This window comes from Bacillus sp. OV166 (assembly GCF_900177675.1).
Lineage (GTDB): Bacteria > Bacillota > Bacilli > Bacillales > Cytobacillaceae > Neobacillus.
Window position 1 is genome coordinate 3,327,620 of sequence record NZ_FXWM01000001.1, and the last position, 14,615, is coordinate 3,342,234.

The 14,615-nt window shown below is 35.4% G+C and carries 18 protein-coding genes and 1 pseudogene; 15 read left to right on the forward strand and 4 right to left on the reverse strand.

Features of this window, described 5'->3' with window-relative positions; translation table 11 throughout:
• The 6 genes and pseudogenes from CCK98_RS16275 (at position 1) to CCK98_RS36835 (ending at position 4,241) form a co-directional block, all read left to right on the forward strand.
• Complete coding sequence (locus CCK98_RS16275; RefSeq protein WP_088087523.1) at positions 1 to 351, forward strand: DUF1980 domain-containing protein; 351 nt, start codon at positions 1 to 3, stop codon at positions 349 to 351.
• Between the two features lie 736 nt (positions 352 to 1,087).
• Positions 1,088 to 2,092: a GTP-binding protein gene (locus CCK98_RS16280; RefSeq protein ID WP_179195828.1), complete on the forward strand. Its 1,005-nt coding sequence runs from the start codon at positions 1,088 to 1,090 to the stop codon at positions 2,090 to 2,092.
• Between the two features lie 131 nt (positions 2,093 to 2,223).
• On the forward strand, positions 2,224 to 3,405 hold the full coding sequence (locus CCK98_RS16285) for a GTP-binding protein (RefSeq protein WP_088087525.1): 1,182 nt from the start codon (positions 2,224 to 2,226) through the stop codon (positions 3,403 to 3,405).
• A gap of 25 nt (positions 3,406 to 3,430) precedes the next feature.
• A pseudogene (gene rpmG / locus CCK98_RS16290) lies at positions 3,431 to 3,579 on the forward strand (50S ribosomal protein L33).
• 193 nt (positions 3,580 to 3,772) lie between these two features.
• A complete protein-coding gene (locus CCK98_RS36830) occupies positions 3,773 to 4,033 on the forward strand; it encodes a hypothetical protein (RefSeq protein WP_306298945.1) in 261 nt (86 codons plus the stop codon).
• Between the two features lie 4 nt (positions 4,034 to 4,037).
• Complete coding sequence (locus CCK98_RS36835) at positions 4,038 to 4,241, forward strand: hypothetical protein (RefSeq protein WP_306298989.1); 204 nt, start codon at positions 4,038 to 4,040, stop codon at positions 4,239 to 4,241.
• On the opposite strand, the gene CCK98_RS36840 is transcribed toward CCK98_RS36835, so the two are convergent.
• A complete protein-coding gene (locus CCK98_RS36840) occupies positions 4,173 to 4,436 on the reverse strand; it encodes a phage integrase N-terminal SAM-like domain-containing protein (RefSeq protein ID WP_306298990.1) in 264 nt (87 codons plus the stop codon). The genes CCK98_RS36835 and CCK98_RS36840 overlap by 69 nt on opposite strands.
• 482 nt (positions 4,437 to 4,918) lie before the next feature.
• Here CCK98_RS36840 and CCK98_RS16305 point away from each other — a divergent pair, with 482 nt between their 5' ends.
• From CCK98_RS16305 to CCK98_RS16320, 4 genes are all read left to right on the forward strand, one after another.
• Positions 4,919 to 6,187, forward strand: coding sequence for an ATP-binding protein (locus CCK98_RS16305; protein ID WP_088087527.1), 1,269 nt, complete (start codon positions 4,919 to 4,921; stop codon positions 6,185 to 6,187).
• Between the two features lie 171 nt (positions 6,188 to 6,358).
• Positions 6,359 to 6,580: a GH32 C-terminal domain-containing protein gene (locus tag CCK98_RS16310; RefSeq protein WP_256942560.1), complete on the forward strand. Its 222-nt coding sequence runs from the start codon at positions 6,359 to 6,361 to the stop codon at positions 6,578 to 6,580.
• A gap of 993 nt (positions 6,581 to 7,573) precedes the next feature.
• Positions 7,574 to 8,575 (forward strand): DnaD domain protein, encoded by a 1,002-nt coding sequence (locus CCK98_RS16315; protein WP_256942371.1) that lies wholly within the window; start codon positions 7,574 to 7,576, stop codon positions 8,573 to 8,575.
• Positions 8,572 to 9,093: a DnaB-like helicase N-terminal domain-containing protein gene (locus CCK98_RS16320; RefSeq protein WP_256942372.1), complete on the forward strand. Its 522-nt coding sequence runs from the start codon at positions 8,572 to 8,574 to the stop codon at positions 9,091 to 9,093. The genes CCK98_RS16315 and CCK98_RS16320 overlap by 4 nt, the downstream gene beginning before the upstream one ends.
• A gap of 196 nt (positions 9,094 to 9,289) precedes the next feature.
• Here the strand turns inward: CCK98_RS16320 and CCK98_RS16325 are convergent, their stop codons facing one another.
• On the reverse strand, positions 9,290 to 9,478 hold the full coding sequence (locus CCK98_RS16325) for a hypothetical protein (RefSeq protein ID WP_088087529.1): 189 nt from the start codon (positions 9,476 to 9,478) through the stop codon (positions 9,290 to 9,292).
• A 293-nt stretch (positions 9,479 to 9,771) separates the two neighbouring features.
• Between CCK98_RS16325 and CCK98_RS35450 the strand changes: the two genes are divergently transcribed.
• Positions 9,772 to 9,939, forward strand: a complete 168-nt coding sequence (locus tag CCK98_RS35450; protein ID WP_179195829.1) for a hypothetical protein — start codon at positions 9,772 to 9,774, stop codon at positions 9,937 to 9,939.
• Positions 9,940 to 10,207: 268 nt separating this feature from the next.
• Here CCK98_RS35450 and CCK98_RS16330 read toward each other — a convergent pair whose 3' ends face one another.
• Complete coding sequence (locus tag CCK98_RS16330) at positions 10,208 to 10,990, reverse strand: hypothetical protein (protein WP_088087530.1); 783 nt, start codon at positions 10,988 to 10,990, stop codon at positions 10,208 to 10,210.
• 136 nt (positions 10,991 to 11,126) lie between these two features.
• Positions 11,127 to 12,146, reverse strand: a complete 1,020-nt coding sequence (locus CCK98_RS16335; protein WP_088087531.1) for an HNH endonuclease — start codon at positions 12,144 to 12,146, stop codon at positions 11,127 to 11,129.
• 219 nt (positions 12,147 to 12,365) lie between these two features.
• Between CCK98_RS16335 and CCK98_RS16340 the strand changes: the two genes are divergently transcribed.
• The 4 genes from CCK98_RS16340 (at position 12,366) to CCK98_RS16355 (ending at position 14,356) form a co-directional block, all read left to right on the forward strand.
• Positions 12,366 to 12,611, forward strand: a complete 246-nt coding sequence (locus tag CCK98_RS16340) for a hypothetical protein (RefSeq protein ID WP_088087532.1) — start codon at positions 12,366 to 12,368, stop codon at positions 12,609 to 12,611.
• A 112-nt stretch (positions 12,612 to 12,723) separates the two neighbouring features.
• Positions 12,724 to 13,404, forward strand: a complete 681-nt coding sequence (locus tag CCK98_RS16345; RefSeq protein ID WP_179195830.1) for a DUF1643 domain-containing protein — start codon at positions 12,724 to 12,726, stop codon at positions 13,402 to 13,404.
• An 80-nt stretch (positions 13,405 to 13,484) separates the two neighbouring features.
• Positions 13,485 to 13,766 (forward strand): hypothetical protein, encoded by a 282-nt coding sequence (locus CCK98_RS16350; protein ID WP_088087534.1) that lies wholly within the window; start codon positions 13,485 to 13,487, stop codon positions 13,764 to 13,766.
• Positions 13,767 to 13,795: 29 nt separating this feature from the next.
• Complete coding sequence (locus CCK98_RS16355) at positions 13,796 to 14,356, forward strand: hypothetical protein (RefSeq protein ID WP_088087535.1); 561 nt, start codon at positions 13,796 to 13,798, stop codon at positions 14,354 to 14,356.
• Positions 14,357 to 14,615: the final 259 nt, after the last annotated feature.

Sequence of the window (14,615 nt, forward strand, 5' to 3'; positions counted from 1 at the left end):
ATGAAAGAAAAGCAGGTCCCTATTTGGCAATTCAACAACGAACTACAAGGAATTTTATTAATTGGTATTAGTTTAGTGATTTTTAAGCTATATGTATCAAAAAAAGTCTTGATCATACTGGAACCTGAGATGATTCCTTTTTTGTTGTTTGCCATGGTAAGTCTTTTTATAATCGGTTTTTTCCGTCTTTTAAACAGTGATTTAAAAGGGGCGGACTGTGATTGTGAAGTTTGTGATCCATCTTCTTCATTGTTCATAATCATTATGAAATCTTCTTTTTTCATTTTTGTGATCATACTATCTCTTGTCCTAAATGATTTTATTGATACCGTTCATGTCCCTTTCAAATAACATGAGTAATATTTCTCCTAATGAGCAGAGAGGAACAGCATTATTAAATAACAAAAAAGCTGATTCCAAGGAATTAGCTTTTTTGTTCATAATTAGAGATGGGCATTCATTTCTAAACTGAGTTTTCTTTTTCTATAGCTGATTTGTCATGTCATGATGAAGAGTTCTGTTGATTTGCGCCATACAATGAATAAATTACTGTTCTAATTCTTGTTTATTCCAATAAAAACAAGTTCACTTAATCTTGTTTCATTCTCTTTCCATTGACGGTCCTCACCCTGAAAACAACATATGTAGTGCATACTGCACAGAAACAAAATACTGAAAGGCTAAACTGTATACAGCAACAAGGAACAAATATTTTTAATATTTTTTACGAAAGGAACTTGCTCATTGAATAAAAAAGTGATAAATTATCAAGTATCAAGTTTAAATCGTAATGATTACGATTTAAGAGAGGTGAGGTGTATGTATAAATGGACGATTGCTCGCAATATCTCTGGGGCACGCCAGGCAGCGGCACGGATTGTTAGTAGTTTATAGTGACGGATTACATAAAAGGTTGGAGTTTTCTAGGAACAAATTGTTTTAGAAAGTTTGGATTTATTGCCTTTTTAAACATAATTTTTATAAATGCCGTCATTATGCATTATATGGAGAGCGGTGCATATCTGTTGTTATATAAGATAAAATCTTTACGTTTTACTGAAAGTATATGTTGACGAGGAGGATTACGATGAAAAAAATACCCACTTATATTATTTCAGGGTTTTTGGGAAGCGGAAAAACAACATTGCTGCTACATTTATTAAAGTATTGCAAATCTCAACAAAAAAAAGCTGCCATTCTATTAAATGAGCTAGGCAGTGTGAATGTAGAAAGTTACTTGTTTGAAGACGAGAATGTATTTGAGTTATTAGATGGATGTATCTGTTGTTCCATTCAAGACGATTTAAAAGCAACATTAACATCACTTTTAGAAATGCACACCGAAAAACCTATAGATGCATTATTCGTTGAAGGGACAGGTGTTGCGAATCCGTTAGAAATCGTAGAAGTAATGGCTAGTCCTCCTTATGTGCACTCTTTTGACATTCAATCCGTCATTAGTATGATTGATGCAAGTTCATACCTAGAAAATCAAGATATTTTTACTTCGAAAACAGTTCGTGACTTGCTTAAAAACCAAATTAAGGGAGCTACAACTGTCGTGCTCAATAAAGTGGATCTGGTGAATGAAAAACAATTACAAAAAATAGATGCTAAACTCACTAAGTTGCTAGATAACAATACACAAGTAATGAAGGCTTCCTATGGAAACGTGGATATAGGAGAATTACTACAAAAACGATCAAATACTACCGTCGTTTCACATAAACACCAAACCGATAGTTATGGTGATCCTAGACATTCTACTTGCAATCATGACCATACACACCATCATGAACATGTACAGCACGCCAGCATTAAAACCATTACGATTCAAGATGTTCCTTCTGTAACTAAAAGACAGCTAAAAAAATGGCTAAAATCATTACCAGAAGGGATTATGCGTGGCAAAGGATACATATTCTTGAAAGATAAACCGGGTTTGTATCCATTTCAATATAGTTCGAATCAAGTGCATATAGGTGATTTTCCGCAAAAACTTGAAGCAGATCCTTGTATAGTCTTAATTGGGAAAGATATAGATATTACGACTATTAAAAACTCTTACACTACTCAATTTACCTTATCCTAACTATGTGTGGACTAAGTACTCTTTGTTAACAGCTTGTCCTACCAGGGGAGAGGGGGTAGGGATTACTATTATAATCATGTACAGTCTATCATCAAAATCGTAATCATTCAGATTTATAAAGGAGAAACAAAATGAAGAAAATACCGGTAACCGTATTAAGTGGGTATTTAGGGGCAGGAAAAACAACATTATTAAATCACATTTTAGCAAACCGGGAAGATAAAAAGGTTGCTGTCATCGTTAATGATATGAGTGAAATTAATATTGATGCGTCTTTAGTAAAACAAGGAGGTTTTTCACGTACAGAAGAAAAACTGGTGGAAATGCAGAATGGTTGCATTTGCTGCACGCTGAGGGAAGATTTAATAAAAGAAGTGGAGAAGCTTGCGGTTATAGGGGATCTTGATTACATTGTCATTGAATCAACCGGCATTAGTGAGCCGATAACCGTAGCCCAAACGTTTACCTACGTAGATGAAAATTTAGGAATTGATTTATCGGCTTTTTGCAGGCTCGATGCTATGGTGACTGTTGTCGATGCGAATCGCTTCTGGCATGATTTTGCTTCCGGGGAAAGCCTGCTAGATCGGAAACAGGGGACTGATGAAACCGATACAAGAGAAGTAGTCGATTTGTTATTTGACCAAATTGAGTTTGCCAACATTATTTTATTAAATAAATTGGACCTAGTAGACGAGAACGACAGACGTGAATTAAAAACAGTCCTTCAAAAACTAAATCCGGAGGCCCGCATGATTGAAACTGATCATGCCAGTGTTCCATTGGACCAAGTTTTGAATACAGTACTGTTTAATTTTGAGAAAGCAAGCCAAGGTGCCGGCTGGATAAAAGAATTAAATAATGAACATATACCGGAAACAGAGGAGTACGGAATCTCTTCTATCGTTTACCGAAGACGACTTCCTTTTCACCCGGAAAGATTAATGAACTGGTTAGAAGAGTGGCCTGTAGAAGTTGTTCGGGCAAAGGGCTTCTTATGGCTGGCGTCCCGAAATAATATAGCAGCTTTACTGTCACAAGCTGGTCCATCCATTACCATTCAAGGTGCTGGTGAATGGATAGCAGCCTACCCTGAAGAGGAGAAACAACAAGTTTTACAGGAAGAACCAGAACTGCTGGAAAGATGGGATCCAGTTTATGGTGATCGGTTGACAGAGCTTGTCATGATTGGAATGGACATGAATCAAACAGAGATTGAAAAAACACTTGATGACTGTTTATTAACAGAAGAGGAACTAAAGAGAGAGTGGTCTGTATTTAAAGACCCACTACCACCATTTGTGGAAGCATAAAACAAAAAATTGGGAGGATTTCAAAATGAGAGTAAAAATTACCTTAGCGTGTACAGAAACCGGAAATCGAAACTATATTACGACAAAAAATAAACGGACACACCCAGAACGCCTGAATTAAAAAAGTATTGCCCGCGTTTAAAAAAACATACATTGCATCGCGAAACAAAATAGAAATGAATAACTAAATCAACTGGAAGACCATTTTACCGTATGTGCGCCTTTATTCGACAAAGGCGCATGCTTTTTGTAAAGACCCTAATAGGGGAAAATAAGATGATAGTACTGTAAATTTCCATAGAACAAATCAAAGTAAACGAGTATCAGTATTTAAATCAATAAGAAAATTATTGGGGGGTATTAGATTGTGATTCTTTCTGATAAGACAATCTTGAAGAGGTTAAAGGATCAGGAGCTAATTATTGATCCGTTTTCAACGTCACAACTTCAGTCTGCATCTGTTGATTTAAGGTTGGCAAATCATTTTTTAACAGTGGATGAAAATGCTGTTCCGCTTATTACAATCGACAAACCCGCTGACTATAAAGAATTTCGTAAAGATATTATCATCATGCCACCTCAATCCTTTTTATTAGGATCTACCCTTGAGTTGTATCAGCTTACCTAATAATATGACGGCTTTTGTAGAAGGAAGAAGCTCCATTGGAAGATTAGGCTTGTTTATTCAAAATGCCGGATGGGTGGATCCAGGCTTTGAAGGGCATATCACTTTAGAACTTTATAATGCAAACCGTGTTCCGATCGAGCTAAGAGCAGGGAGGCGTATATATATAATTATTAATGGTCCCTGCCGAGAGACCTTTTTCTTTTTTTAGGAAGAGGATATATTGTTGAATATCCTCTTCTTTCATATCCTCTATGGATTTATTTGAACTCTGCATAAAAGATAAGAATGCCCGTATTCGTCTCCAATAGGATTCTCTTGACGAATCGGGAGTACCTTTAAGATCAAAGTATAGTTCTATTTTTTTATAATAATGCTTTATAAAAATTCCTCCTGATGATTGAATAAGTAGATTAGTTGATTAATCAATCATCAAAAGGAGGAGCACGACATCTAGTAGTAAGTTGTGATATAATTGGCATAAGAAAAAGTATGTCCTTCTATGGATTGTTTGGTTTGGCGATTAAACAATACCACATAGAGAACATACTTTTTTGTTTTTTTATAAAATTATTTGATATTGGGCTTTTAAAGAGCCATCGCGTTAGCGATTTCGTTCTTCTTTAAGGGGACAATCGGAAATTTTGCGCGTGAAAAGGCCCGACTAGCAGATGGGAGCTAGTCGGGCCTTTTCGTTATTTTATGGGTAAGATCTTTTCGCAAAATTTTTGATTGCCCAAGAAGAATGAAGATTTGCCAGTAACGCATAATGTCTGATTTTCACCAATCCCGAACCGTCCCCACAGTATTCAGAACCCATTTTTTTCTTCTGTTTTTATATTCGGTTTTCTTTTATACTAGAATGATCTTAACAATGAGGTAAACTGTATGGAACATACTAAAAACTTGCTCTTACAAGTAATGATTATTTTGATCCCTGTCTTTTTTTATTCTATGTATTTAACCAATCGTCATCAATTCATCGAAACGAAACGTCAAAAATTAATTTTCAGTTTCTTGGCAACGATTACGTTAGTATTGTGCATGTCATTCCCGATCTATTCGGATGTAAACGAGCGAAATGACCTACGGTTTGTAGCTCTTATGATAGGTATATTTTATGGAGGTGGATACGCAACAGGTATTGTTCTCACGATCATCTTATTGTTGTATCGGTGGTATTTCGGGGGGTCAGGTTTTTATTCAACGGCATACGAAGTCCTTTTCTTCTTACCCATGTTTTTTTTAGCATATCCACGTTTCATCCAACAGGATCGAGCAGGTCGAATGAAACTGGCTTGGATGATAACATCGGGGATGTCCTTGATCTTCATCCTCGTGGATTTTCAAGAGATGGATTTTTTTAGCCACACACTTCAGGAAATTTTAGCGATATGTGCTGCCACCATCGTAACCGTCTTTTTGATTGAAACCTTAAGGGAAAATGCCCAGTTACACATGGAAGCTCAACAGGCGGAAAAATATAAGATACTCGGAGAATTGGCCAGTTCCTTTGCTCATGAAGTTCGAAATCCCATGCAGACCAATCGAGGATTTCTTCAGTTACTTCTACAATCGCCAATTTCAGAGACGTATAAAAGGTATGTTCAAATTTGTATAGAAGAAGTGGATCGAACGAATGACGTCATTACCGAATATCTTTCGCTTGCCAAGCCAGAAGCGGATACGAAAGAGTCCGTCGATGTTTGCCAAAAAATACAAACAGTCGTCAAGATTCTCTACTCCTATGCTTTAGAACGAAAAGTAAGCATAGACGTCCGACTTCCGGAGCAAGAGTGTGCGATATTGGGTCATCCCCCAAAAATGAAACAAGCCTTCCTCAATATCATCAAAAATGGAATCGAAGCGATGCCTCAAGGTGGTGCGGTTTCCATTTGCGTGAAACAGGAGTCACAGCATGTGATGATCCAAATCCAAGATGAGGGAGTGGGGATGAATGAAGACGAAGTGAAACGTCTTGGACAACCATTTTATTCCCTGAAAGAAAAAGGAACCGGCATAGGACTCATGGTGAGCTATCGCATTATCGACTCGCTTCATGGAAAAATCACCGTCCAAAGCCAAAAAGGAAAAGGAACCAAGTTTACCATTCGGTTCCCTCTCCATAATTGTAAAAATATCATCGCCATTAACTGACAAACATGAGCGTTAGCTAAAAATAAAAGTATATGAACCGACAGGAGTTAAAGGGTATTGGATCGTAGATAACCGTACTGAGACAGTTGAAGTGTTTATCTTTATAGAAGTAAGTATTTTTGAAGACTTTATCATCGATTTAAAGAACATATTGGCTGCGGTGAAAAAGGAATTAGCAAAGCACCACTGATAGTGAAGAAAGATGGCACCATTAATCTGCGAATCTTTATGGATACTACATCCATTAAGCTAGTTGTTAACGATGGGGAGCAGGTCATTACCAATCGGATATTCCCAGAGGATACTAGCAAGCAGTTTAACCTATTTACAGAAGGCGGCAAGGTTTGTGTAAATAGCATTGAATCATGGAAGCTAGGTTCTGTGTGGAAGTAAATACTTTTTTTGAAATAAAGATAGAGCTCTAATCGATTAAAGATGATTAGAGCTTTGTTTTTGACTGTTGGAAGTGTGAATGCAGTAGGTTTACACCAAAAATCAACTAATTCCTAACGGTAAAAAGAGCAAAACCATGAAGCTAATCAAAAGCAATGCAGAAATGGTTAACTCTGGAAGAAAAAACTAGTAGGAAACTAATTATTCACCACTACCGTCAGCAGCAAACCGGAAATACATTAATCAAGAATCTAAATTAAAAGTTAAGGAAGCTATTTATAAGTATTTAAGCTAGTTTATCAATCTTCTTGGAGTTCAGGCACCGATAAATCAGTTGTTTATTATTTTTGGCAGCATTTCGGTAAAAATCTCGATAAACATAAATACTAGTATTAGGATGGCAGGTATGGAGAGAATTGCAAAGCTTAGGTAGGCAAGTTTCAGCTTGCCATTATTGGTCGAACCATTTCGTAATGTACTCAATCAGTAAGGCAAGAAGGACGGATCCGATAATAAACGAGGCCGAAAATAGGGCTATTCCTAACGGTGCTTGTGGTCAAAATAATTCATTGTTTGGATTGGACAGAAACAAAGGTTAACAATTAATTTTTGGTCCAATATTTTAGAAGCAACAGGGGAACAGTTCTTTCTATAACCTAAGAAAGTTTAGATAAACGGCTTCACAAAAAAAGGGTAAAAAATAATCAAAATTGCAAAAACGCCTTCAAAAATCAAATTTGAAGGCGTTTTTTGACGTTTACGTTCAAAAAAAGCCCTCAAATTTGAAAATTGGCGATTCGCTTTACCCCGCCAATCTCGATATCGTTGAAGTGCAAAGGATGCGGGCTTTCACCTAAATCCCTCGCAAAGGACAAGGTGATGAAAAGGTGTCATAAAGTATTCACATATTATTGAAAAACATATGACCATTTTCTTCATTTATTTATATATCAAGTATGAAGGAATTTTTTAGGAGAAAGGCAGTGGTGGAAGATGGCAAAGTTTAGAATGGTACGTACTGATTTTTGGAAGAATCCAATGGTGTCAGAGGAGATGACTCCAGAGGACAAATTCTTCTGTCTTTATCTTCTTACGAATCCACAAACGACTCAAATTGGAATCTATAAGATTACCAAAAAACAAATGGCTTTTGATTTGGGTTATTCGATTGAGAGTGTCCACTCGTTAATGGAACGATTCATCGTGCATCACAAGCTGATTCGTTACAATCCTGAAACGAGAGAACTGGCGATCAAGAACTGGGGGAAATATAACCTGGATAAAGGCGGGAAACCGTTCATGGATTGTATTTTTTCCGAGTTAAAGGATGTGGAGGATCTCTCACTGATTCAATATGTTTCGAAGGCGATTCAAAAACAGGAAATTCGCAGTCTATTTGAATCATTTTGTGAACAAGAAGAGCTGGTTTTCGGCAAAGAAGTTAGCGGCCAAGATGAAAATGATACATATCTAGAACCCGAATGTGGAGAGCTTGACGATACGTTGACGCATCGTGATACGAGAAGGGGGCAAAAAGAAGAAGAAAATAAAAAAGATAATAAAAAAGAAAAACAACAACAAGAAGCTTTTAATCCAAATATAGAGAAAAATCCAGACAAAGAAAATAATCAAAAAGAAGTAGATGTAAAAGAAATTGTTGAGTTTTGGGACAACAATGGATTTGGTTTTTCGAACGTGAATGCGAAAGAGCAGCTGTTAGTTTGGTTAGAGGATTCTAGCTTTTTACAGCCGAAAGAGGTGATTTTAAAAGCGATGAATATTGCCTGTGCCAATAACAAGCGAAGGCTGAGTTATGTGGTTGGGATTCTGAAAAACTGGGTAAATGACTCCTTACTGACCGTAGAAGAAATTGATTCCTTTTATGTGAGTCAAAATTCCACACCAAAGCCTAGGCAATCAACCGAATCATTTCCTGCTGGAAGAGCAATTCCAAGTGGATTTAAACTTGACCTTACGGCAGGTGAAGAAGGATGAGTATGGCAGAAAAAGCGTTCTTAGGAAGCTTGATGAAGGCGGAGTACTTGCTCCAAGATACCATCATTCAACCTGAACAGCTAGAAAGTACACGGCATAAAGAAATCATGCGAAGAATGGTGGAGTTAAACCGGGCGGGTAAGAATGTTGATTTAATCACATGGACAACCTTACCAGACCTCGATTCATTAGGTGGAATGTCTTACCTTTCGGAGCTGTTATCATATGCGGATCTGGAGAAATTTGACGGGACGGAGAAGCTCATACTCGATCTGTGGAAGGAACGAGAAAAGAGAAACATCTTGACGCTTGCAGCCATGAATGATTGGGAGATTGCGAAAGTCATTGCCGAATTGGATAAAATTAACCAAATGAAAATGGAGGATCACACGTCCTTACAACAAGCATTGGTAGATATCTATGAGGCACCCTGGGAAGATCGAATAAGCCAGAAAATATCTAAAGATTCAAAACTCCAAGGTTCTTCTGCTACTCTGCTTTCAAGTTTTAGTATTTGAATATCTGTTTTTAATTCTGAATTTAATGAACTGATTATATTTTGAGTAGTAAGTTTTGATTTTAAGATGTCGAGAATTTTTGTTTGCATAAGTGAACATCTCCTTTGTTTGATGAACTGATTATATGTCGGTTTTAGAGAGTGTAAACAGAATTATAATAAAAAATCCCTATTATAAAAATAAAAAAGGAGAGCAATCAGCCCTCCAGTAACTTGTTCAACTTCTCAATTTCCTCTTCGAACAACTTCATATCTGATTCATATTCTGGATGACCATCAAATGAATCCAACATATCTTTTTCTTGATGTAATGTTATCAAATACTGCTCCAATGAAAATCCACCACTTTGGATTGTATTCTCAAACACAACTTTAAATCTGCTCATTTATTTCACCTCAACAGGTAGTGTATCCAGAATATGTAATGAAATACTTATTTTATTCTCCAGATATTTCAAATTAATTTCATAATTCTTCCATTTACTTGATAAAAATAAGTTCATAATTAAAGGGAAAAGGAGTGATTCAATGAGTAGGTTAATGTTGATGGAAATAGCTATGAAGTGATGAATTACCGGAACTATATGACATTTATTTTGGTGGAAAGGTACTACTGCATTATGAAGATGCTAAGATTGAAGGGGATGTCCCTTTTATTGTAGTTGGCGCTACAGATCATATGGGGAAAGATGCAGCTCTTGAACTTATGCGAGGTTGCGAACAGTTTAAAGCCTATCACAAACATCTCTTTGGAATTGAAGTAAAATCATTTGTTACAGATGATAAGAAGTTTAAAAAGGTGAAAGACTGGTGGGGGTATTTTCATCCAAATGGAATATATAGATAAACTAATTGGGCCGCTATTTATTTAGCGTCTCTGTTTTGTTTCCAAACATCAAATTCAGTTACAAAGATAGGTGTGCTAACTACTTTTCCTTTTATTATTAACTTATTTTGATATAGTAAAGGGAAATTTGTGAAAAGAATTTGAAATATCTAGTAGATATATAAAATCAATATTTTATTAAACAAATAAAAAAGGACTACTGAGGTCCTTTTTCAGTTTCTTAAACTAAAGCAATCTGTAGCTGATTCAGAAACAGACCTTTTAGCTGCTAGTTTTCTCCTTTTAATCCTAGCGCGGATTTGATAGTCGCCCAGAATCCTGACTTCTTAGGATTGCTTGGTGTATGTGTAGACCTTATTGGGTTTGGAAATGGCCCAGACGCAGATTTCAATTGTCGGAATGTGCTTGCTGTGCCGCCTGAAAAAATATGTTCATAGTACTCTTCTCTGCCTTTTTCACACTGGATACACCAATCAGCATAACCATCCTTGAAACGCTTATCTTTTCTGAATGCGGAAAAAGGCCTGATTCTATCCAAATCATTATAAACTCCTTCTACACAAAAACCGCCACCACAAAACTTACCATATTTCAAGGCTTCAGCAAGTTCTGCCTCATACCTTAGCCTAGCCTCTTCCGCTCTTTTTGCATCCTTTTCCCTGCATTCATTACACTTTCTAGCTGTAGAGTTTGGGTATAATTCAATATTTTTAACCTCATTGCATGTTATACATTTCCTTGTTATTGGCTTAGATTGCGTTGGTTCTGGTGGTGATTTTGGTGCTGGCTTCAATACTTCGATGTGGTGTTCAGCCTGCTCTGCAAGAACAGCCATAAGAACTTCATATTCATTATCCGTTAAATCAAGGACACTTTCCTTTTCACCCCCGTTATTAATAAACTGGACTCTCACCTGATTGCAATTGGCTTTAATAACGTTAATAATGTTATGCTTGTTCAACGGACTAGCTGATATGTATTCAATTTTTAGACTCTTTTTGTTTGCTCTTATCGAACAACCGCTGTAATCTCCTGATAATACTTTACCCACGTTGCACCACACCTCTTTCATTAAGCAACTTTAATGTATTTGAATTAAAAACACCACAAATTACCTGGTGCGAATAGCCATCAACTTCAGATTTTATATTTTGCTAAGTCCTATTTCATTATCAAAAAAGGACCATTTAGGTCCTATTTAAAATACGTTCTCTTAGTTGTTCTATCGTTAAGTAGTCACCATTTTCTTTTCGATGAAGCATAGCATGGCAGTTCGGACAAACAGGAATTAGGTCTTGAATGGGCTTTACTTCATAGCCCTGTTGTATATCGTGAAGTGGTACTATGTGATGGACATGAATAAAATCTTTCCCCACTTCTCCATATAGGTTTTCAAAATTTAAATCACAAACTTGACATTGAACACCATAATGGTCTATACATTGCTTGCGAGCAAAAGGGTTGCGCTCATATACGTTGACTGTTACAGATTTACGTTTCCCTTCTTCTAAGGATTCAGGGACTTCGTCAGGATAATAATCTTTTGTTAAATCATAATTAAAGAACAACATGATATAATCCCGGAGTACCCCAGTAACTTTCTGCGGGCCTTGTATATTTCCTTTCACACCATGTTCACGTAAGTGGGCTAACGATAATTCAGTAGTATCAACCTGATCTATTAAGCGAAATCGTGACCAATTCCATGTTTTTGATTGCTTAAATTTCTCTTCATCTTTCCAAAACATTTTATTGTATTGGACTTCATTAGGTAGTACTAATCCTTTGACTACTTCAACTTTATAACGTACTTTTTGTACGTTGTTAGAAACGTAAATAAATATAATATCGCCTTTTTCATAATTACCGGACCTTCTCCAGTGTATTGTATCAAAACGACTAAATGCACCCGTCAGGTCAAATTCTTCTGGATTAGATGGAACTAACCAAAAACGACGAGCATTATGATGGTCTGTTTCCTCAAGTTCTTTCCGTCGATTGGCTGCAATTTTTTCTGGCGTAACAAAACAAAACTCGTCTTCATTCACATAGTAAGGAATGTTATATACATAGCTACGTTCGATTGGATCATAGCACCTAGATATAGTTGTATTGAGGTGATCCGCTAGGAATCTTGCAGCTTCTTGAATATTTGCTGCTTTAAATAATAGCTCATCATTTTTCATAATAGTTATTGGGGTAGCCATTTAATTGCCTCCATGTATGTATTATATCCTTTATTTTACTTTAAAAAGACATCACTAACATGCTTTTTCTCATTAACCTATTACTTAGTTAAGTAGGTTTAAAATTCCCATTTTAATTTATCTTTGTTAGGTATTGCCAAAAATGAGATTCAGGAGATATTCTAGAAGTATGATAGATAATTATGTACATATTGAATAATCGGAGGGGAGATTGAAATTATGAAAGAATATAAAGAGGTAAATGTATCGAAAAAAATAGCTACTTCAATTACATGCAACAAATGTGGAGAGACGGAAAAAATAACTGAATATGGTTTTGAGGAAGATAAATTTCATGCTTTCAACATATCTTTTGGATATGGCTCCATGTATGATGAGGAGAAATGGAAATTTGATATATGCGAAAGATGCCTAGTTGATTTTGTTAAAACTTTCAAACATTCTCCCGACATCTATGAAGTCTAGCTTTTGCTAGTCTTTTTTATTTGATATTAGACGGGGAAATTTTGAAGTCAAATTGGGAAGAACAAAGGAAACTTAGCAGAACTACAAAAAGAATTGGAAAGGAATGACTCCGATGTCTAAAAAGTATCCTTCTTATGTAAAGGCAGCTATATGTGACCCACAAGAGGTTCCAAATACTCCCTATAAAGTTAGATATTCCTTAACGGCAGAATTCGATAATTCTTTTAAAAATAAATTACTATTTATCTTAATGAACCCTAGCCATGCAACTGATTTAATTTCAGACGAAACAATCAACATTTGTTCTCACATTGCTTTTAATGATTTAAACAAATTTGAAATAGGGTCAATTACGATTGTAAATGTTCATCCTTATTACGAGCCAAAATCCTTTAAATTACAAGCAATCCTTGATGATTTAAAGACTAATCATCCAAGTATATATGAAAATACGATGAAGGAAAACATGAAAACAATCCTACAAGAAATCGACAATAGCAATTATGTATTTCTCTCTACTGGATTAGTGCCAAAAGAAATTGTTGACAAGGGATCTTATAGAGAATTGGTTAGATCAATCCACAATTATTTAGAAGAAAAAGTTGGATCTGTTTTTCTATGTAAGGGTGATCGTAATAAAAAATACTTTGGTTCGGTGCAATTGTCCTACCATATTAATCCACTTGGTGGCCAATATGTAAATAAAGCGAAAAGATTCTTTATTAGAAATACAAAGCTTGTTGAAATACCAAATGGACCTGAAATAGCTCTTACCCATTTTCTAAAAGCCTGAAGTTAACTTGAGATATGTGAGCATACCCATAAATGTTTAGCTATTTTCGTTCGAATTTCCTATATAAAGGAGGAGATGTAATGAAAAATCATTTTTTTACAATAGAAGGGGATAAAGAGTCTGGAAGATATATCGTAATTGAGTGGCAGAATGGAAATTCAAAGAATTTATTTGAAATTGAAGGAAGGCTTAAAGGTGGATTGAAAGAGGCAAGACAAATGATAGGTGAATATCTATTGAAAAACGGACACTCATTAGATAAAACTATTTGGCATCAATGCATTAAACCTGGTAGAAAAAATAATCCATCACATGAATGGACAATTGATGAATATCTAATGGGAGTTCCACTAAAACATTGATGTATTTTAGTTTTGTAGGGGGATAAGAAATGCAAAAAAAGATAACTACAGCAGAGAAGTTAGTATATAGAAGAGCAACAGAGTGGTTAATAAAAAATTATCAATCAATAAAATTAATGGATCCCGAATCAATTTATACCTTCGAAAATAACACAAATTTCATCCAGGGTTTTGTATATAGAAGCTTACGATCAGCTGCAGCTGAAATTGTTGAAATAGACTATAATTGGAACGGTATTGGGGTACATAAATATATCACACCTTCTGCACTAGAAAAATACTTAATAAATAAGAAAAGTTCTTTTATAAAGGAACATGTAGTACCAAAAAATATATATTTCAAAGAAATGATTTATGAATTGAAGAAAAATTATCCTGATAAAGAAATAATTAATAATATCCTGTTAAAGTTTTACTTTACGGCACTTATAACTAAGGAAGAGGATAAAAAACTAGATGAAAAAGGATTAAGAAGTGTTATGCATGCAAATGAAGAGTGGGATGGAGAAAATTTTTTTATTAGATATGGATGTACAGGAATTAATCTAATCGAAAATCCCTACTATGTTTTTAAAGAGGATAATCTGTAACAGTTTATATATAGTAATCAGAAACGGGCGCTTAAGTTAATTTAAAGCTGCCATTTATGGCAGCTTTATTTTTGAACATCTTAAGCAGTTTATTTAATAAAAGGTACATTTAGGAAGGTTAGAGAATAAACGTATGTTCCAAAAAGTTGAAAAATGAAAGAGAAGTGATGATACGTGACTAAAAAAATAGCATTAGTAAGTTGTACATAGCAAAAACAAAATTATCCTTGTGAAGCACAAGAGATGTATAGACCATCAA